At 36.8% G+C, this 19,241-nt stretch carries 17 protein-coding genes and 5 pseudogenes; 17 read left to right on the top strand and 5 right to left on the bottom strand.

The annotated features are described in order from the left end of the window. Positions 1-7: 7 nt before the first annotated feature. The 9 genes and pseudogenes from GX497_09555 to GX497_09515 all read left to right on the top strand — a co-directional run bounded on the left by GX497_09555 (position 8) and on the right by GX497_09515 (position 7,777). On the top strand, positions 8-1,273 hold the full coding sequence (locus tag GX497_09555; GenBank protein HHY73453.1) for a phosphatase PAP2 family protein: 1,266 nt from the start codon (positions 8-10) through the stop codon (positions 1,271-1,273). Between the two features lie 21 nt (positions 1,274-1,294). Then, positions 1,295-1,762, top strand: a pseudogene (locus GX497_09550) (DedA family protein). Between the two features lie 12 nt (positions 1,763-1,774). Then, a pseudogene (locus GX497_09545) lies at positions 1,775-2,209 on the top strand (polysaccharide deacetylase family protein). A 58-nt stretch (positions 2,210-2,267) separates the two neighbouring features. Next, a complete protein-coding gene (locus GX497_09540) occupies positions 2,268-2,396 on the top strand; it encodes a hypothetical protein (protein HHY73452.1) in 129 nt (42 codons plus the stop codon). A gap of 12 nt (positions 2,397-2,408) precedes the next feature. After that, positions 2,409-2,510, top strand: a pseudogene (locus GX497_09535) (sulfite exporter TauE/SafE family protein). A gap of 60 nt (positions 2,511-2,570) precedes the next feature. Further along, positions 2,571-4,763 carry a DNA topoisomerase III gene (locus GX497_09530; GenBank protein ID HHY73451.1) on the top strand — a complete coding sequence of 731 codons (2,193 nt, stop codon included), beginning with the start codon at positions 2,571-2,573 and terminating at the stop codon, positions 4,761-4,763. Between the two features lie 134 nt (positions 4,764-4,897). Beyond that, complete coding sequence (locus tag GX497_09525; protein ID HHY73450.1) at positions 4,898-6,121, top strand: serpin family protein; 1,224 nt, start codon at positions 4,898-4,900, stop codon at positions 6,119-6,121. A 193-nt stretch (positions 6,122-6,314) separates the two neighbouring features. Then, positions 6,315-6,950, top strand: coding sequence for a GTP cyclohydrolase I FolE (gene folE, locus GX497_09520; protein ID HHY73449.1), 636 nt, complete (start codon positions 6,315-6,317; stop codon positions 6,948-6,950). A 65-nt stretch (positions 6,951-7,015) separates the two neighbouring features. After that, a complete protein-coding gene (locus tag GX497_09515) occupies positions 7,016-7,777 on the top strand; it encodes an SDR family oxidoreductase (protein ID HHY73448.1) in 762 nt (253 codons plus the stop codon). A 77-nt stretch (positions 7,778-7,854) separates the two neighbouring features. On the opposite strand, the gene GX497_09510 is transcribed toward GX497_09515, so the two are convergent. Further along, positions 7,855-8,271: a VOC family protein gene (locus GX497_09510; protein ID HHY73447.1), complete on the bottom strand. Its 417-nt coding sequence runs from the start codon at positions 8,269-8,271 to the stop codon at positions 7,855-7,857. Positions 8,272-8,423: 152 nt separating this feature from the next. Between GX497_09510 and GX497_09505 the strand changes: the two genes are divergently transcribed. The 3 genes from GX497_09505 (at position 8,424) to GX497_09495 (ending at position 13,216) form a co-directional block, all read left to right on the top strand. Then, entirely contained in the window at positions 8,424-9,347 is a 924-nt protein-coding gene (locus GX497_09505; protein ID HHY73446.1) for an aldo/keto reductase, read from the top strand. Positions 9,348-9,583: 236 nt separating this feature from the next. Then, the gene (gene cadA, locus GX497_09500; protein ID HHY73445.1) at positions 9,584-11,710 is read left to right on the top strand and encodes a cadmium-translocating P-type ATPase; all 2,127 of its coding nucleotides are present in this window, start codon (positions 9,584-9,586) and stop codon (positions 11,708-11,710) included. A gap of 111 nt (positions 11,711-11,821) precedes the next feature. Continuing rightward, positions 11,822-13,216 carry an amino acid permease gene (locus GX497_09495; GenBank protein HHY73444.1) on the top strand — a complete coding sequence of 465 codons (1,395 nt, stop codon included), beginning with the start codon at positions 11,822-11,824 and terminating at the stop codon, positions 13,214-13,216. Between the two features lie 112 nt (positions 13,217-13,328). Here GX497_09495 and GX497_09490 read toward each other — a convergent pair whose 3' ends face one another. The 3 genes from GX497_09490 to GX497_09480 are packed head-to-tail and all read right to left on the bottom strand — an operon-like array spanning position 13,329 to position 15,109. Next, complete coding sequence (locus GX497_09490; GenBank protein ID HHY73443.1) at positions 13,329-14,240, bottom strand: DUF4097 domain-containing protein; 912 nt, start codon at positions 14,238-14,240, stop codon at positions 13,329-13,331. Then, positions 14,233-14,793 carry a DUF1700 domain-containing protein gene (locus tag GX497_09485; protein ID HHY73442.1) on the bottom strand — a complete coding sequence of 187 codons (561 nt, stop codon included), beginning with the start codon at positions 14,791-14,793 and terminating at the stop codon, positions 14,233-14,235. The genes GX497_09490 and GX497_09485 overlap by 8 nt, the downstream gene beginning before the upstream one ends. Beyond that, a complete protein-coding gene (locus GX497_09480; GenBank protein ID HHY73441.1) occupies positions 14,786-15,109 on the bottom strand; it encodes a PadR family transcriptional regulator in 324 nt (107 codons plus the stop codon). Before GX497_09480 ends, GX497_09485 begins: the two co-directional genes overlap by 8 nt. Positions 15,110-15,472: 363 nt before the next feature. Between GX497_09480 and GX497_09475 the strand changes: the two genes are divergently transcribed. Beyond that, positions 15,473-15,868, top strand: a complete 396-nt coding sequence (locus GX497_09475) for a VOC family protein (protein ID HHY73440.1) — start codon at positions 15,473-15,475, stop codon at positions 15,866-15,868. Between the two features lie 131 nt (positions 15,869-15,999). Here GX497_09475 and GX497_09470 read toward each other — a convergent pair whose 3' ends face one another. Next, on the bottom strand, positions 16,000-16,896 hold the full coding sequence (locus GX497_09470; protein ID HHY73439.1) for a LysR family transcriptional regulator: 897 nt from the start codon (positions 16,894-16,896) through the stop codon (positions 16,000-16,002). A 146-nt stretch (positions 16,897-17,042) separates the two neighbouring features. On the opposite strand from GX497_09470, the gene GX497_09465 reads away from it, so the two are divergent. The 4 genes and pseudogenes from GX497_09465 (at position 17,043) to GX497_09450 (ending at position 19,225) form a co-directional block, all read left to right on the top strand. Further along, entirely contained in the window at positions 17,043-18,011 is a 969-nt protein-coding gene (locus GX497_09465; GenBank protein ID HHY73438.1) for a putative sulfate exporter family transporter, read from the top strand. 95 nt (positions 18,012-18,106) lie between these two features. After that, positions 18,107-19,000 (top strand): methyltransferase domain-containing protein, encoded by an 894-nt coding sequence (locus tag GX497_09460; protein HHY73437.1) that lies wholly within the window; start codon positions 18,107-18,109, stop codon positions 18,998-19,000. Beyond that, positions 18,984-19,136 (top strand): annotated as a pseudogene (locus GX497_09455) (MFS transporter). Before GX497_09460 ends, GX497_09455 begins: the two are co-directional and overlap by 17 nt. Then, positions 19,130-19,225: pseudogene (locus GX497_09450) on the top strand (metal-dependent hydrolase). Before GX497_09455 ends, GX497_09450 begins: the two co-directional pseudogenes overlap by 7 nt. The last annotated feature ends 16 nt before the right edge of the window (positions 19,226-19,241 follow it).

Here is a 19,241-nt window from a genome sequence, read left to right as displayed (position 1 = left end):
CGGATATATGGTATTATTTCTAGCATTACTATTAGAATTGATTGCACTTCCATTTCCAGGTGAAGTCCTTATGAGTTATACAGGATTTCTTGTTTTTCAAGGACGTTTAAATTGGATACTTAGTATTTTAATAGCTGGTATTGGATCTTGTATTGGTATGACCATTTCTTATTGGATAGGTTATAAGGTAGGACAACCGTTCTTCGAAAAATATGGTTCGCGTTTTCATATGGGTCTAGAACGGTTTGAAAAATTTTCCTACTGGTTTAGTAAGTACGGGAATAAGCTGTTGCTGATTGCTTATTTTATCCCTGGAATTAGACATATTACAGGGTACTTTTCAGGAACTACCCGGCTGCCATTTCGGATATACGCTATTTTTGCCTATATTGGAGCATTCCTGTGGGTGACGGTATTTATTACACTCGGTAAATTATTAGGCCCACAATGGGAGACGTTTCACAGTTCAATTAAGAAATATCTCATTATTGGGGGGATAGCCGCTGTCGTTATTTTTATTGTGATCTACATCTACAAAAAATATAAAGAGGAGATAAAAGAGACAGTCAATAGGTTATTAAATCTAACTTTGACCATTTTTCATACGAGAAGACGAGTTGGATTTCTATTGGCTGCGACTTCCATCCTGACGTTGGCCCTTATGGTTCTCATGTTTGGCATGATACAGGATTTTCTTGGAAACGAATTTACCAATTTTAATAAAATTGTGGTTTTATTGATTTCCTTAGTTTTTAATAAGGACTGGACAGAGGCAATGCAAACTTTTTCATTACTGGGCTCAAGGCAAGTCCAACTTATACTACTCAGCTTTACATTCATTTGGATTTTATGGAAAGGTGAGAATAAACTAATTGAATTAGGTTCTCTTTTAATCGTTATTTTAGGTGGGGAACTCTTTGAAGAAAGTTTAAGGAGAATTTTTCAAAGTCTTTCCCCTGTTCCTTATTCGTTCACAGATCATATTTTTCGCAATTTTCCAAGTGAGCAATCTTTAATGAATTTTGTTATTTACGGTTTTACGGTATTTGTATGTATACGCTTTGTAAAAAATGCTTGGTTTCATATTCTTGTGCCAGTTGCTGGATTAGTAGTATTAATTCTTATTGCCGTCAGTCGATTGTTCTTTAATGTCGAACTTCCGAGTGATATTGCTGCTGGCTATGTCTTTGGGGGAGTCTGGTTGGGCCTAAATATTCTTTTACTGGAAATATTCCGTTTACTTAAGAGAATAGATACACATCGAATACAATAAATAGTATGTTTAAGAGGAATTATGAATATTGAAACCTTTATAGATTATCTAAATATGTATGGCTATATAATTATTTTTATTTTTTTATTCTTTGGCATTGTCGGTATTCCTGCTCCAGAGGAGTCACTATTATTTTTAATTGGCGTGTCAATTGATCAACATAGCTTAGCAATTGTACCTGCTGGCTTGTCGGCCTTTTTTGGAGCTTTTTCCGGTATGTTTTCTGCCTATGCTGTTGGAAAATTTATAGGCAGTCCTTTTATCCATAAATATGGGAGGTACGTTGGCATAACAGAAGAACGCTGGGATAGAGTAATAAATAAATATAGGAAAAATGCCCGTAAAACGATTATATTTGGATTCTATATGCCTGGCATCCGACAAATTAGCCCATATTTTGCAGGGATGAACAAAATTCCCTTTTTAGATTTTCTTCTTACGTCCTTGTTAGGGACTGTTTTATGGATATTCCCATTTATTTTAATTGGCTATTATACCTCGTTCATGTACCCTTGGAAAGTTCGCAAAGGGGTGGAGGATACTGCGAACATTATTGAAAATATCACAGGGGTAAGACCTATTTTTTATCGTCCACCATGGGGGATGCTCAATTTTTTTGATTTTATCAAAAGAGGTAAGTACTTGATTATTCTTTGGTCTATCATGGCGGAAGATTGGCGGACTTCTGGAGGAAGTGAAAAGATTAAACATCGTTTATCAAGCATAAAAGGCGGTGATATCATTCTGCTGCATGACTGTGGGGATTCACCTGGAGCAGAGATGGATGCGCCAAGGAATACCATTAATGCGTTAAAGGATGTATTAAAAACAGTGAAAACAAAAGGTTTTACTTGTGTACGTATAGATGAATTAATTAATAAGGAGTTGTTGATATCAAAGGGGTACCGTCTGGGAAATGTGGATTTACAACGATAAACAAACAAAAAGGTGACATATCCTTTAACATAAAGGAATGTCACTTTTTTAATGATATATTCGTGAAAATTTTGTTACCAATTCAAAAAATGGAACACATATTGATATTCTAAAAGAACGGTTGGCAAGGGGAGAAATAACGGAAGAGGAATTTGATCACTTAAAACAAAAACTTTACCCGAAATGAGGGGTATTCACTATGAAAAATAAAGGACGAAAAGTAGGGGCAATAATCCAAAAGGCTGCTGGTGGGATTATGATTGTTCTTGGAGTTTTCGATACAATTACATATTGGTTTTAAATAAATTTGGGCTTTTATGATATAGTAAAGCTAATTGTTTCAAAATGAAGGGATGATATTGTGAAAAAAACTGTAGTACTAGCGGAAAAACCATCAGTAGCCCGCGATATCGCACGGGTATTGAATTGTCATAAAAAAGGAAATGGCTTTTTGGAAGGTGAAAAATATATTGTGACATGGGCGTTAGGCCACTTGGTTACACTGGCGGACCCAGAAGCTTATGACGATAAATATAAAACGTGGAAGCTTGAAGATTTGCCAATGGTGCCTAAGGAGTTAAAGCTTGTTGTTATTAAACAGACTAGCAAGCAATTCAATGCTGTTAAGAGCCAATTGCTTCGCGCTGATGTAGGTGATATTGTGATTGCAACCGATGCTGGTCGTGAAGGCCAGCTTGTGGCACAGTGGATTTTGGATAAGGCAAAAGTGAATAAGCCGACAAAACGGTTATGGATTTCATCGGTAACTGATAAAGCGATTAAAGAAGGTTTTCAAAAATTGAGGAATGGCAAGGAGTTTGACAACCTATATCATTCAGCTGTTGCTAGGTCTGAAGCGGATTGGTATGTAGGATTAAATGCAACAAGGGCGTTAACATGCAGATTTAATGCGCAGCTTTCATGTGGCCGGGTGCAAACGCCAACCTTAGCCATCATTGCGAAAAGGGAAGAAGAAATCAAAAGCTTTAAATCAAAGCCGTATTTTGGCATTCAAGTACAAACGAATCAAAACATTGTGCTTACTTGGCATGACGGTAAAACGAATGATATAAAAACGTTCGCAAAAGAAAAAGCGGACGAAATCGTATTAAAGGTAAAAAATAAACAGGCAAAAATCGTTGATGTTGAGAAAAAAGCGAAAAAAAGCTTTGCACCACAGCTTTATGATTTAACAGAATTACAGCGTGATGCGAATAAAGCGTTTGGTTATTCCGCAAAAGAAACACTGCAAATCATGCAAAAGCTTTATGAGCAGCATAAAGTGCTCACATATCCACGGACTGATTCAAGATATATTTCAACTGATATCGTAGATACAATTAAAGATCGCTTAAAGTCATGTGGGATTGGGCCATATAAGCAAATGACACATAAATTGCTACAAAAGCCAATTAAAGCAAATGGGTCGTTTGTAGATGATAAGAAGGTTTCGGATCATCATGCGATTATTCCAACAGAAGAAACGGTGCTCCTAAATAAATTTACGGATAAAGAACGAAAAATTTATGATTTAGTTGTGAAACGCTTTTTAGCTGTGCTTTCACCACCGTTTGAATATGAGCAAACAACGATTAAAGCAAGTATTGGTGACGAAATGTTTGTTGCGAAAGGAAAAACGGTCACGTCGATGGGCTGGAAAGAAGTATATGAAAATCGTTATGAGGATGACGATGAAGTGGAAGAAATGAAGGAACAATTGCTACCTAAATTAGCAAAAGGAGATTCATTAACGGTTACATTGATTTCACAAACAAAAGGCGAAACAAAGCCACCTGCACGTTTCAATGAAGCAACATTGCTTTCAGCGATGGAAAATCCAGCAAAATATATGGCTGGCGAAAGCAAAGATTTAATTAAAACAATCGGTGAAACTGGCGGCCTTGGTACAGTTGCGACGAGAGCTGATATTATCGAAAAGCTGTTTAATACCTTTTTGATTGAGAAAAAAGGCAAGGAAATTTTTATTACATCAAAAGGGAAACAGCTGCTTGATTTGGTTCCTGAGGATTTAAAATCGCCTGCCTTAACAGCTGAGTGGGAACAAAAGCTAGAGCAAATAGCGAAAGGAAAACTTGCCAAAAATGTGTTTATCAATGATATGAAAAACTATGCGAAAACGGTTGTTTATGAAATAAAAAACAGCTCTCAAAAATTCAAGCATGATAATATTACAGGGTCAAAATGTCCGGAATGCGGCAAGCTAATGCTCGAAGTCAACGGCAAAAAAGGGAAGATGCTCGTCTGCCAAGATCGTGAATGTGGTCACCGCAAAAACGTCAGCAAAGTGACAAATGCTAGATGTCCAAACTGTCATAAAAAATTGGAATTACGAGGCCAAGGTGAAGGCCAAATCTTTGTTTGTAAATGCGGCCATCGCGAAAAGCTGTCGACATTTAATGAACGAAGAAAGCAAAATCAAAATACGAAAGTATCGAAAAAAGACGTTGCAAATTATATGAAAAAGCAAAATAAACAAGAAGAGCCAATTAATACAGCATTAGCAGATGCTTTAGCAAAATTGAAGTTGAAATAATAAACGTAAGACAAAGCACTGGTAATCGCGCAATGGTTATCAGTGCTTTTTATGATGCAACCTTTTGTAAACAATATCGTCTAATTAGTAAGATAGATTATGATGGGCATTTTATTGCTTGGAGGCGATAATGAATGTTGAAAAGTTTCTTTTCTATTTTGTCTTTTATTCTATTATTATCAGGTTGTAACATGGCAAGTTCACCTAATTTTGGTTCAGCAGAATTTTCTGAAAATGATTACAAAATGATTACGGAAGCCAATAACCGCTTTGCTTTTGATTTACTGGGGGAGCTTGTTCAACAGAAGGGGGAGCCAAATATATTTTTTTCACCGTTTAGCATTCATTCCGCCTTATCAATGACCTATAACGGTGCGGCTGGTGACACTGAAAAGGAGATAGCTGATGTTTTACATGTAAATGGCTACGAGCTTTCAAATATCAACCGGGCTTATGCTTCTTTTTTAAGTCGGACATTCAATCGTAATTACGATGCTACATTGAATATTGCTAATTCTATTTGGCTTAAGAAAGGCTATCCTTTTTTAAGTGATTTTGTAACGAATACAAAAGATTATTATTTAGCGCAAGTCCAGGAAATGGATTTTGCAGACCCAAAAGCAGCAGATGAAATAAATTCATGGGTGAAGGAGAAAACAAGAGGCAAGATTCCTAATATTATAGAAAATGTGCAATCTAATGCTGTTGCATATCTGCTAAATGCTATTTATTTTTATGGCAATTGGGAGCATTCCTTTGATGAAAAAGCTACATTTGAAGATTTATTTTATGTAAGCGAGGGTGCCCCGAAACAGCAGCCTTTCATGAGGCAAACGAATCGTTTTAAATATTATGAGGATGAATTGATACAGGTAATTGATTTACCATATAAAGACAATGAGTTAAGTATGATTGTATTGCTTGCTAAAGAAGGTATACAATTGGATAATTTATATCAGCAATTGTCGCTTAAACAGTGGAATCGTTGGGTTAGCCAGTTAAAGGAACATGAAGTAGCGCTTACATTGCCAAAATTTAAATTGGAATACTCTACTTTATTAAATGATTCACTGATTAAATTAGGGATGCCAAGCGCATTTTCGGAAGAAGCAGACTTTAGCCAAATGGTTGAAAATGTCGGCATTAACATTGATGAAGTTCTTCATAAGAGCTTCATAGAAGTCAATGAAAAAGGAACAGAAGCAGCAGCGGCAACAGCTGTTGTGATACAGGAAACGGCTATGATTCATACACCTACAATGAATGTCAATCGGCCCTTCTTTTTTGTCATTCAGGACAACGAATCAGGAATCATTTTGTTTATGGGAGAAGTAAATTCTCCCCAAAATATTAAGTAGTATTTGAAATAATCTCGTAAGGCATTCCTCATCTTGAGGTAATGCCTTTTATAGTAATTCCTTAGTAATAATTCAAATTAATTGACTTTACGAAAGGAAATAGGCTATTTTTTATACAATATCATTTAATTAATTTGTAAATATAAAATATCATCATTGTTTCATTTGAATTTGCAGAGGAGAGTTAGCCATAATGTCTATTGCGGAAAGTAACTTACTATCACAAATGGTGCTTGATGTATTTGGTCAAAATTCCATTTCCGAAAAAAAGCTCGTTCAAGCGCAAAATGTGATGGATTCACTAAAGGAATTAATCCAATTATGTGGGGATGACCCTGCTCGTGATGGTCTTCAGGAGACTCCTTATCGCGTTTTAAAAGCTTTTCTCGAATACACAGAAGGATATCGTGAAAATCCGAAGGAACATTTAGAAAAGGTTTTTGAGGTTGCTCATCAAGAATTAGTGCTTGTGAAGGATATTGAGTTTTATTCGATGTGTGAGCATCATTTTGCACCGTTTTTTGGTGTTGCCCATGTTGGTTATATTCCAAATGAGAAAATAACTGGGTTATCAAAAATTGGCAGAATGGTTGAAGGCTATGCAAAACGTTTTCAGGTGCAAGAAAGGCTCACGAACGAGATTGCCGATGCATTAGAGGATGTTCTTCATCCACAAGGAGCAATGGTAGTGGTTGAAGCAAAGCATATGTGCATGTGTGGAAGAGGGATTAAGAAAACAAATTCGTCAACGACAACGACGGCAGTTCGTGGGCTGTTTGCGAATCAAGCTGATGCTCGTATTGAATTTTTGTCATTGCTTAATCGGTAGTATTTCAACAGAAATAAGATAAAACGACAAAATCCGTAATTTTAATGTAAGGCAGGTGAAATCTTTTGAGGCATGCAATTATTACGGCAGGGTCGAAAGGGCTTGGGAAAAAAGTTACGGAACAGCTTCTGCAAATGGGTTGTTCAGTTACAGTTAATTATCGAAGCGATGTTACTAGGGTGTCTCAACTACTGACTGAATGGGAGCCATATAAGGAGCAGTTGCAATTTGTTCAAGGAGATGTAACAAAAAAAGAGGATATTGTGAATATTATTAACGAAGCGATGAGCCGCTTTGGCCGAATTGATTATCTTATTAATAATGCTGGGCCTTATATTTTTGAACGAAAAAAGCTTGTTGAGTATGATGACCAGGAATGGTATGAGATTATAAACGGGAATTTAAATGCTGTTTTTCACTTTTTAAAGTTGACGATTCCGATTATGCGAAAACAGAAGTTTGGCAGAATCATAACGTATGGCTTTCAAGATGCTGAGCATACTCCTGGCTGGAAATATCGTTCCGCATTTGCTACTGCAAAAGCGGGGCTCGTTTCTTTAACGCGGACGATTGCTCTTGAAGAAGCGGAATATGGAATCACAGCTAACATGGTTTGTCCTGGCGATATTATCGGTGAGATGAAGGAAGCAGATATTGAAGTATCAAGAATGTTACGTGATAAAAACACACCAATTGGTCGCTCTGGGACAGGTGAAGATATCGGTAGGATTGTAGGGTTTTTATGTGAAGATAACTCAGATTTCATAACAGGAAGTGTCATCTCAGCTTCTGGGGGCATTCAGGTTGTGAATCGTGGGGTGAAGTGACAAAAGGAAATTTTTGATAGCGGCGTGGATCAACTTATGGGAATCAAAGAGCACAAGCGGGGTCAGGCCCCGCATTGTTAGTGCTCATTTTCAAGGCTTAGTTGCCACGAAATTCCGAATTTATCTGTCAACTTGCCATAACATTTACTAAAGAATGTTTCATGTAGCTCCATTTCTACTTTGCCGCCTTCTTTTAGTTTATTAAAGATTGATTCAATTTCATCAATATTTTTACTAACTACAGCAAGGGTAATATTGTTCCCCAAAATAAAAGGACTACCGGGAAATGTATCAGAAAACATGACTCTGCTACCTTGAATTGTAAGCTCAGCGTGGATGACTAAGTTTTTCGCTTCTTCGGGTAGAGGAAATTCGGGATTCGGCGGTGCATCACCGAATGACATGATTTTTGGCTCGGATCCAAAAACTTGACCGTAAAATTCTACTGCTTCTCGGCAATTTCCATTATAAGTAAGATATACATTTAACGGCATATTGACACTCCTAAGTTTATATTGGTAAAACAATGTATGACTCAACTATATTTTACCCAAATACTCATAGAAACACATCTCATTTGAAAAATTAAATGAACTGTAAGACAATATTAAATAATAGGCGAAAGGAACAGGAGGACATTCAACAGATGAAGAAAAACCGACTAGGCACATCTGATTTGTTCGTTAGTGAAATGGGTCTTGGTTGCATGTCTCTTGGAACAAATACAGAAAAAGGAATTCGCATAATCCATGAGGCACTACATCTTGGTATTAATTTTATAGACACAGCTGACCTGTATGATTTTGGCTTAAATGAAAAAATAGTAGGGAAGGCAATTAAAGGTCGCCGTGATGAAGTGATCGTTGCGACAAAAGTGGGTAATCGTTGGACAAGAGAAAAAGATGGATGGACTTGGGATCCATCGGCCCAATATATAAAAGAAGAAGTTAAAGAAAGTCTGCGCCGACTTCAGACGGAGTATATTGATTTGTACCAGTTACATGGCGGAACAATCGAGGACTCGATTGATGAAACAATTGCCGCTTTTGAAGATTTAAAAAAAGAAGGACTTATCCGCCATTATGGAATTTCATCAATTCGCCCAGACGTCATCAATGAGTATATGAAAAAATCAAATATTGTCAGTGTAATGATGCAATATAGCTTGCTTGACCGCCGTCCCGAAGAGCTTTTTCCGCTACTTAAAGAAAACAATATTAGCGTGATTGCCCGCGGGCCGTTAGCTAAAGGGCTGCTTACCGAAAAAATGAAAGAAAAAACAACAGCTCATGTGATACAAAAAGGATATCTTGATTACTCTTTTGATGAAATTGTTCAAATCAATCGAAAAATAAAAGAGATAACACAAGCAACGCAAACAATCAATAGTTTGGCATTGAAATATCCATTGTATGACGAAACTGTTGCTACAATTATTCCGGGAGCGAGCAGTATTGAGCAGTTGTGGGAAAATGTTAAGGCGGTAACATCCATATCGATAACAAATAGTCAATATGAAACATTACAAAAGATAACAAAAGATAGCACGTACCAGCAGCACCGGAAATAATTACAAAAAATAATTACAAAAAAACTATATCTTGTGTGAGGAGAGGGAACATGGCTTTAGCACATGATAGGTTACTATCACTGGATGAATTTTGTAGGAAAGTGAGATCGGATACGGAGTAGCTTTTGCTACTTCAAGTATCCGATTTTTTCATCTTAAATGATAAATATAGTAACAGCTACTACGTATTGTATTAAAACATATAACTGAGATAATAGGTAAAGAGGTGAAAAAAGATGGCTAATGGGCAAGTGAAAACATATCGGGTTGAGGGGTTTTCCTGAGCTAGCTGCGCAAAAACGTTCGAAGAGAACGTGAAACACTTGGATGGTGTTTTGGATGCACAGGTAAATTTTGGCGCTGCCAAAATAACGATTTATGGGGATATAACGATTGAAGAAATCGAAAAAGCAGGGGCATTTGAAAACCTGAAAATCCGTGGTGAGAGGGAACAAAGGGGAGAACGGCTTCCTTTTTTAAAGCAAAAAGAAAATATAAAAGTATATATATCTGCGCTCTTCCTTATTATTAGCTGGATGTTCGGTCATTATTATGGGGAAGAGCATATTTTGCCAGTGATCGGCTATGCGGGGGCAATTTTAATTGGCGGCTATTCGTTATTTTTAAAAGGATTTAAGAATTTAATTCGCTTGAAGTTTGATATGAGTACGCTTATGACAATTGCAATCATTGGAGCTGCGATTATTGGCGAGTGGGGTGAAGGGGCAACCGTTGTTATTTTATTTGCGATAAGTGAGGTGTTAGAGCGTTATTCAATGGATAAGGCCCGCAGGTCAATGGAGTCTTTAATGGATATTGCACCAAAAGAGGCCTTTATTCGTCGTGGTACGGAAGAGATGGTTGTTAATGTGGAAGATATTGAAATTGGTGATATTTTGATTGTAAAGCCTGGGCAAAAGTTGGCAATGGATGGCGTCGTGCTAAAAGGTGTGTCGACCATTAACCAAGCAGCTATTACAGGAGAAAGCATTCCGGTTGGCAAAATGCCTAGTGATGAAGTATATGCTGGTACATTGAATGAAGAAGGTTTGCTAGAAATAAAGGTTACTAAAAGAGTGGAGGATACGACATTAGCCAAAGTCATCCATTTAGTAGAGGAAGCGCAAGCTGAAAGAGCACCATCGCAGGCATTTGTTGATCAATTTGCTAAATATTATACTCCTGCCATTATTGTTTTAGCCTTTTTCATTGCGATTGTTCCACCATTGTTGCTTGGAGGAAACTGGAATGAGTGGATTTATCAGGGGCTTGCTGCCCTAGTAGTCGGTTGCCCATGTGCACTAGTTGTTTCTACACCAGTTGCCGTCGTTACAGCTATCGGAAATGCAGCAAGGCATGGGGTGTTAATTAAAGGTGGTATTTATCTTGAGGAAGCTGGTGCATTAAAGGTTATTGCTTTTGATAAGACTGGTACGCTTACAAAAGGGGTCCCAGTCGTTACCGATTTGCTTGCTTTTCATGGTGGGAGCGAACGGGAATTATTAACGATTACAGCTGCACTTGAAAAAAACTCTCAGCACCCGTTAGCTTCTGCGATTATGAGAAAAGCGGAGGAGCTGAGCTTGAATTTTTCCGATATATCTGGGTATGTGGAGGATTTTCAATCCATTACTGGTAAGGGCATCAAAGCAAAAATAGGAGGCCAGTTGTACTATGTCGGTAGCCCAAGCTTGTTTGAAGAGGTTTTAACAAATCGTTTTTCAACGGAATTAAAAGCCGAGATTACGGCGCTTCAATCAACAGGGAAAACAGTTATGCTAGTAGGAAACGAACAAGAAATATTTTTAATGATTGCTGTTGCGGATGAAATACGCGAATCAACTTGTGACGTTATTCATAAACTTTCCGAGTTGGGCATTGAAAAAACAATCATGCTAACAGGTGATAATATGGGGACAGCTGAAGCTATTGGGAAACAAGTAGGTGTGACAGACATTAAAGCTGGGCTACTTCCCGAAGATAAACTAACTTATATAAAAGAGCTTCGTAAGGGTGGCTTAAAGGTAGCAATGGTAGGTGATGGTGTTAACGATGCTCCAGCACTCGCAGCCGCAACGATTGGTGTCGCAATGGGGGGTGCTGGAACGGATACAGCTTTAGAAACCGCCGATATTGCCTTAATGTCTGATGATTTAAAGAAATTGCCTTATACAATTAAATTAAGCCGAAGGGCGTTGGCCATTATTAAGCAAAACATTACCTTTTCATTGGCAGTAAAAGCTTTAGCTCTTTTGTTAGTCATTCCAAGCTGGCTGACATTATGGATTGCTATTTTCGCTGATATGGGGGCTACCTTGCTTGTAACATTAAATAGCTTAAGGTTATTGAAAATAAGAGAATAAAAAAGGATTTAGGGTTTGTTTAAATATAATGAATCTTCTTTCATGTAGAAAAATACACTTTTTTTGGTTATTCTAGAATAATAAAAATATAAAAAAAGGTGGATTAGTAGTGTGGGGGAAATTCATGAAAATGAGAAGCTAGAGCGAGGTTTAGACAACAGGCATATCCAGTTAATAGCACTTGGAGGTGCGATTGGAGTTGGTCTGTTCTATGGTTCAAGTGCAACGATTCAAATGGCAGGTCCGTCCATTTTGCTTTCTTATTTAGTCGGAGGTTTAGTTATTTTTACAATTATGAGAGCGTTGGGGGAAATGGCGGTAGAGGAGCCGGTTTCCGGTTCATTTAGTTCTTATGCCAATCGTTACTTAGGGCCGTTTGCAGGCTATCTAACCGGTTGGACCTATTGGTTTATGTGGGTTGTCGTTGGAATGGCGGAACTAACTGTTGCTGGCGTTTATGTGAACTACTGGTTTCCAGACATTCCGCAATGGGTGACTGCGCTTGCTGCCCTTGTTGTGATTACGTTAATAAACATAACAAACGTAAAGGCATTTGGTGAGTTTGAATTTTGGTTTGCGCTTATTAAAGTAGTGGCGATTATTGCCATGATCCTTTTCGGTCTTGGCATGATCTTTTTCGGCATCGGCAATGGTGGCCATCCAATCGGACTTGAAAATTTATGGTCACATGGCGGCTTTATGCCAAATGGAATGCACGGCATTTTAATGTCATTGGTTTTGGTCATGTTTTCATTTGGAGGTGTCGAGCTCGTTGGGATTACAGCAGGCGAAGCTAAAAATCCGCAGAAATCAATTCCCTCTGCGATTAACAATGTCGTTTGGCGGATTTTAATTTTTTATATTGCTGCATTAGGTATTATGATGATTCTATATCCTTGGAATGAAATCGGTACAAACGGCAGTCCGTTTGTGTTAATTTTTGATAAAATTGGAATTCCTGGAGCAGCCCATATTATTAACTTTGTTGTTTTAACAGCAGCATTGTCCGCTTTTAATAGTGGTTTATTCAGTTCCGGGAGGATGTTATACAATTTATCACTGCAAAATAATGGCCCGAAATATTTTGGAAAGCTTAATAAGTATCGCACACCAAGACGTGGTATCCTGTTCTCATCAACTTTTCTATTAGTCGCTGTCTTTTTAAACTATATCGTGCCTGAAAAAGTATTTTTGTATATTTCTTCAGTAGCAACTGTAGCAGTGATTACAAGCTGGACGATCATTCTTATTTCACAATTAAAGTTCAGAAAAACGAAAACAAAGGAAAAGGTTGGAAAACTAGCGTTTAAAATGCCGTTCTTTCCTATTTCAACATACTTTGCACTTGCATTTTTAGCACTTGTTATTGTCTTAATGGCTTTTATTGCTGAAATGCGCATGGCGCTATATGTAGCACCAGTATGGTTTTTAATTCTATATGTAGGATATAGGATGAAAAAGAAGAATTCTAAAGAGAGTTCGATTGAAAGCGGAAAAGTTGGATGAATGAATGGCGGCTGTCCTTTAAGGGAAGCCGCCTATTAGTTTTATCACGGTTATGCGTATGGTTAGGAAATAAGTGTTCGTGCATTACCACATCGAGCGTTTCAGAATGTCTTTAGTCTGTAACGGTAATTTTACCATTATGAGTAGATAATTTGATTAAGTTTTTGCCATCTCCAAAAAATAAGGAGTTTTTATCGGTATGATCCAAAATATTTGCCTTGCCATTCGCGATGGAAACTTCGAAACGAGCATTTGTAGGTTTTTTCTCAGATTGGATGTTAATTTGACCGTTGTTAGTTTCAAAATCAATGGGGCGATCTAAAGAACTTGTTTTTAACATGATGCTCCCATTATGTGACTCACCAACAAGATTCCCCTCAACGTTGGTAAGGGAAATACTTCCGTTTGACACTTTTATTTTTACTGTTTTGGAAACAACATTCTTCATTCCAATTCGACCGTTTTGTGCCTCGGTCGTAATAGCTGAACCTTCAATGCCGCTTAGTTCAATTTTTCCATTATTTGTTTGTCCGAAAAAATTGTCTGCTTTTAAGTTTTCAATTTGCATAGTTCCATTATTATTATGGCCATGAAAATTTGCTGCACTTAAGTTTTCGATATGGATTGTCCCATTATTATTTTGAACCTTTAAGTTGTCGTACATTTTTTCAGGAACTCTTATTTTTAGCTTAAAACCTCTCGGATGGAAGCCGAAATTAAATAGCTTTTTACTTTGGTAGTTCATTTTAACTGAAAGTGTTGATTCACCTACATTAGTAGAAAATTGATATTTAGTGTTGCTTCCGGTAAGTGTGACTTTAGTTTTTGCCTCATCCGTTGGAAAAATCTCTATGCGGGCATTGTCAGCGTTGACATCAATATTTGTAAACTGACTTTCCTCAATAACTTTATCTTCAAGGACGCGTTCTTCTTTGTAAACTGATTTAAATGTTGCTACAGCCCCAATTATACCAGCAACAAGTAGAATTAGAGCAACAACTGAGATTTTTTTAATGTTAATCATTTTTTAAACCGCCTTTCACTAGCTTTACATTAAATTGTAAATACTTGATAAAAGCCTTTATTAATAATCGTGAAATAAAGTACATCGCTATAGTAATAAATAACCCTAGTCCAGAAAGGCTGATTGAAACGAATAAATCAAAAAGCTCAAACGTATCAGGGTAGATTAAAGTATTTATTAATACAAGTAAAGGAGAAACAATAAACGCGATTCCTGTTGTCCAGCCTGCAAAAATTAGGCCAACCAATGCAATAAAGGGCCCAAGTACGATTACGATGTTAAAAAAGCCTATACCAATCGTTGCCCAAACAGCTCGAAAGATATTGCCAATTGTTGCATGACTTTCTACTTTTTCAAGATGATACGTTGTTAGTATTTCTTTCGCAATTTGATTAGGAGAGCCAAGTGAGGCTGATATTTCTTCTTCCGTTTTTCCTTCTTCTAAACCTATGGTGAAATGCTCCTCAAAATCCTGTAAAATATCCTGCCGTTCTTCAGCGGAAAGTTTATTTAAATGTAAGTCTAACTTTTTTAGAAACTCGTTTTTATTCATGGTTGACACCTTCTTTAATTAATTGATTAACACCTCTAGAGAATTCCTGCCATTCTTGAATAAGTGAATAAAGATATTTCCTTCCTTTATCTGTTAATTGGTAATACTTACGAGAAGGGCCTTCAGAAGATTCCTGTAAATAGGTTGTAAAATATCCTTCTTTTGTAAGACGTCTTAATAATGGATAAACCGAACCTTCAGAGATGTCAATTTGTTCTGATATTTTTTGGACAAGCTCATATCCATAACGATCTTGTTTATCTAATAACACAAGCACACAAAGTTCTAATACACCTTTTTTAAATTGTACGTTCAAGCGGATTTCACCTCACTTTTAATGTAGCTACTAATCAATGTATAGTACTGTTTTATAATTAGCATCTGTACGAATAATATATCACGCAGTATTATATATTGCAAGGTACTGTTTTAAAAATAACTTCCTTTTTATCTATATGTGGTATTATCACTACTAATGCATTTAGCTGAATGTGTGTAAAGCTCAAAATTTGCCCCAAAGTGACTGTATGATTTCAGAGAACTGTGGCAAACCTGATAAAACAGGAAGTACAGAACTCGCATGATTTCCAAAATTTCGAGATAGAATGGAAAGTAGACACAAAAGTCCGCGTATGATTCTCAAAAATGTTTGAATAATATGTAGGAAGGGGAGAAAGTGATGTCAAAGGTTACACCATTTTTAATGTTTCAAGGAAATGCTGAAAAAGCAATCAATTATTATACATCTTTAATTGAGGATTCAGCTATAATAAGCATCATTCGTTACGGCCCAAATGAATCTGGTGCAGAAGGTACTGTGATGCAAGCTGTTTTTTCTATAAAAGGGCAGGAGTTTATGTGTATAGACAGTAATGTTAAACATGAATTTACGTTTACACCCTCGTTTTCCATCTTTGTAACATGTGACACCGAAGAGGAAATTGATAGGCTTTATGAAAAATTAATAGAAGGCGGACAAGCTTTAATGCCGTTAGGGGATTACCAATTCAGTAAAAAGTTTGGCTGGATTGTTGATCAATTTGGGGTTTCATGGCAATTCAATTTGCCTTGCTAACCAAATACGGACAAGATTTTAGTCGTGGCATGAGAACCTGTCCTCCAGTTGCCGCATTCCGGACAAAAATCAGGCATGGCAAGATTTTTTGTCCGCAAAGCGAAATATTTCTCTAAAAAGAATAAAGTTGTCTATTTTGGAAAGGTTAGTGCTTTATTTTTCTGTAAAATCTCTAGGAATAACTCTGATGCTTTCGTATGGAATTCTGTCTTTTTCCTGATGATAGAAAATTTGCGGATAATCGGATTTCCATTTACTTTTAATAATTTTAAACTACCTAAATTAACTTCTTTTCTTACGGCCCAATGTGATAGTAATGAAATACCTACACCTGCTTCGACAGACTCCTTAATGATTTGTGTACTTCCAAATTCCATAATTTCCTTCGGGGTAAATTTAAAATTAGAAAACATCGTCTCCGCTGCTTCTCTTGTACCTGACCCTGTTTCTCGTAAAATCCATGTTTCATTCTGTAAATCACTAAGTAAGATTTCCATTTTATTTGCTAAGCGATGATTTGTCGATATTACAACAAACATCTTGTCATCGGCAAATGGCTCTATTTTTATTCTATCTTGTTTAAAATGACCTTCCACAATGCCTACATCAAGCTGCTTTAGGTCAATCATTTCCGCGATATTGTGCGTATTACCAATCACTATTTTCGGAATGATTAACGGAAATTCCTGGCGTAGCTGGGCAATTATATGAGGCAGGATGTACTCTCCAAATGTATAGCTAGCTCCAATTGAGACTTCTCCTTTACCAATAAAAACTAAATCGTTGACTAGATTGTTCATTCGAGTGTAGGCCTGCAATATTTCTATTCCTGTATGATAGACAATTTCACCAGCTTTATTTAATCGGACATATTTATTTGTTCTTTCTAATAACGTCGTCCCCATTCTTTGCTCTAGTGCCTGAATATGCTGGCTTACCGCTGGCTGAGACATATGTAGTTCCTTGGCTGCTCGTGAAAAGTTTTGCAACTCTGCGACTTTTATAAAGACAAGCAATTGATAATCCATCCTATACCTCTTCTCCTAAAAACTAATTATAAGCAAATACTTATTATTGGTATTATAATGATTTATTTCCCTTATGTTAAGAGCTGTAATATGATGAAATTATAAAGAGCAGCTTCGAAAAAATTATTAAAGGTAGTGGTTTTATAATGGGGAAGGGAATAGCATTTACTTTTATGATTGCTTGTTTAGGATATGTTTTAGCTCTAGTACCTGGTTTTCATCTCCTTGGACCAATGGCTTGTGCGATTATATTAGCGGTAATCTATCGGCAATTTTGGGGCTACCCTGCAAATTTAACAGCTGGAATTCAATTTTCTTCAAAAAAATTATTGCGGTTTGCAATTATCCTTTATGGTTTAAAACTAAATATTAATATTATTTTTCATGAAGGGTTAGGACTCTTTCTTTGGGATGCGGGAACGATTATTTTTGCAATCGCCATTACATTATTATTGGCAAAATGGCTGAAAGCAGATTTCTCAATATCTCTTCTTTTAGGAGTTGGCACAGGTGTGTGTGGAGCGGCAGCGATTGCGGCTGTTGCTCCAATTATTAAGGCTAAGGATGAAGATACAGCAACGAGTGTCGGGATAATTGCGTTAGTAGGGACAATTTTTGCAATATGCTACACGCTGCTCTTGCCAGTATTAGATGTAACGGCAAAAAAATACGGCATCTGGTCAGGCATCAGCTTGCATGAGTTGGCCCATGTCGCACTTGCCGCTGCGGCTGGTGGGCAAGATGCATTAGCAATTGGATTGCTTGCAAAACTTGGACGGGTATTTTTATTAATTCCGCTTTGTTTTATTTTGATTTATTGGATGAAACGTAAAAATAATACAAGGACAGACGAGAAAATTAATATCCCGTGGTTCCTGTTTGGATTTATTGCAATGAGCTTCTTTGGCAGCTATGTGCTTGGTCCGATTATACCTGTTACAGATACGGTAAAAAACGCAATTGCAACGTTGACAACATTTAGTTTAACAATGGCAATGGTTGGCCTTGGCTTAAATGTCAGCCTCGAAGATGTTAAAACAAAAGCATTGCGGCCCTTTGTGGCGATGCTACTAACATCCTTGGTGCTATCGGTACTAACATTTGTTTTACTGTGATATTTTGTTTATTCATAATATAATAGGATTAGCTATTAAGTATAAAACCACAGGCAAATGTCTGTGTTTTTTTATCTTGAAAGGACGTACAAAAAATGTCGAAAAAAATAAATAGTGCAAATCGCGTAAGTGAATTGGTTTTGGCATTTAAATGCCCGCTTTGTGATAGTAAGATGAGAGTGGTCGATTTGAAAAGTCTAGTTTGTATGAATAATCACACATTTGATTTTGCTAAACAGGGCTATGTTAATCTCGTGCCCCATCAGCCAAATAGCCAGTATAGCAAAGAACTGTTTGAAGCAAGGCACAACATTATAATCGAGAGTCAGTTATATTCAATGATGCATGACACAATTTCTAAATTAATAAAGAGCCATTTAGACGTTTCAAATGTTTCAAATACCCCCTTTGTTATTGTTGATCTTGGCTGTGGGGAAGGATCACATTTACAAAAGATTTTGGATGGGAGTGAAGATAATACACTGATAGGTATCGGACTTGATATTGCAAAGGAAGGGATTATCCAGGCTGCGAAAAGATACGAAAACCCGATTTGGCTTGTTGGGGATTTAGCAAAATCTCCGTTAGCTGATCAATCCTGTCATGTCATTCTTAACATCTTATCTCCTTCCAATTACAAGGAATTCAAGCGAATAATAGTTAAGGATGGGCTAGTAGTTAAGGTTGTTCCACGTTCCAATTATCTCATACAGCTGCGCGAAGCTCTTTTTGATAATGAGGAAAAAAAGGTATATAAAAATGATAAAACAGTTGAACTTTTTAAACAGCATTTTAACTTAATAGAACATTTCAATTTGTGTTATACAAAAAAATTGAATAAAGAGGAACTGGGTAATCTAGTGAAAATGACGCCACTTGCCTGGTCTTCGGATACAGAGCATATTAATCAATTTATTAATATGGAATCTGCCGATATTACAGTAGATTTAGATATTTTGGTCGGGGTAAATAATGGAACGGACAAATAAACAAGCTATGAATCATTGGAAAAGGAATATTACTATCTTTTTAAGCAGCCAAACAATCTCTCTTTTTGGCTCATCATTAGTGCAATATGCGATTTTTTGGTATATTACGCTAAACACACAATCAGGTGTGATGATGAAAAATATCTGGGTTTATATGACCCAAGATTTTATCGGGCGGGACAGTCATTTTTATTTGAATATATAAAAAAGGGAGACCTTACATAGGGTCCCCCTTAAAGTC

Origin of the sequence: Bacillus sp. (in: firmicutes) (assembly GCA_012842745.1) — a bacterium.
In the GTDB taxonomy this organism is placed as follows: domain Bacteria; phylum Bacillota; class Bacilli; order Bacillales; family Bacillaceae_J; genus Schinkia.
The sequence above is the reverse complement of the archived record's forward strand: the minus strand, read 5'-3'. Positions and strand labels throughout refer to the sequence as shown.

Coding starts and splice junctions, on each gene's coding strand:
- GX497_09555 (HHY73453.1), top strand. CDS start 8: ATGGTATTATTTCTAGCATTACTATTAGAATTGATTGCACTTCCATTT.
- GX497_09525 (HHY73450.1), top strand. CDS start 4,898: ATGTTGAAAAGTTTCTTTTCTATTTTGTCTTTTATTCTATTATTATCA.
- folE (HHY73449.1), top strand. CDS start 6,315: ATGTCTATTGCGGAAAGTAACTTACTATCACAAATGGTGCTTGATGTA.
- GX497_09510 (HHY73447.1), bottom strand. CDS start 8,271: ATGCCGTTAAATGTATATCTTACTTATAATGGAAATTGCCGAGAAGCA.
- GX497_09505 (HHY73446.1), top strand. CDS start 8,424: ATGAAGAAAAACCGACTAGGCACATCTGATTTGTTCGTTAGTGAAATG.
- GX497_09490 (HHY73443.1), bottom strand. CDS start 14,240: ATGATTAACATTAAAAAAATCTCAGTTGTTGCTCTAATTCTACTTGTT.
- GX497_09485 (HHY73442.1), bottom strand. CDS start 14,793: ATGAATAAAAACGAGTTTCTAAAAAAGTTAGACTTACATTTAAATAAA.
- GX497_09475 (HHY73440.1), top strand. CDS start 15,473: ATGTCAAAGGTTACACCATTTTTAATGTTTCAAGGAAATGCTGAAAAA.
- GX497_09470 (HHY73439.1), bottom strand. CDS start 16,896: ATGGATTATCAATTGCTTGTCTTTATAAAAGTCGCAGAGTTGCAAAAC.
- GX497_09465 (HHY73438.1), top strand. CDS start 17,043: ATGGGGAAGGGAATAGCATTTACTTTTATGATTGCTTGTTTAGGATAT.
- GX497_09460 (HHY73437.1), top strand. CDS start 18,107: ATGTCGAAAAAAATAAATAGTGCAAATCGCGTAAGTGAATTGGTTTTG.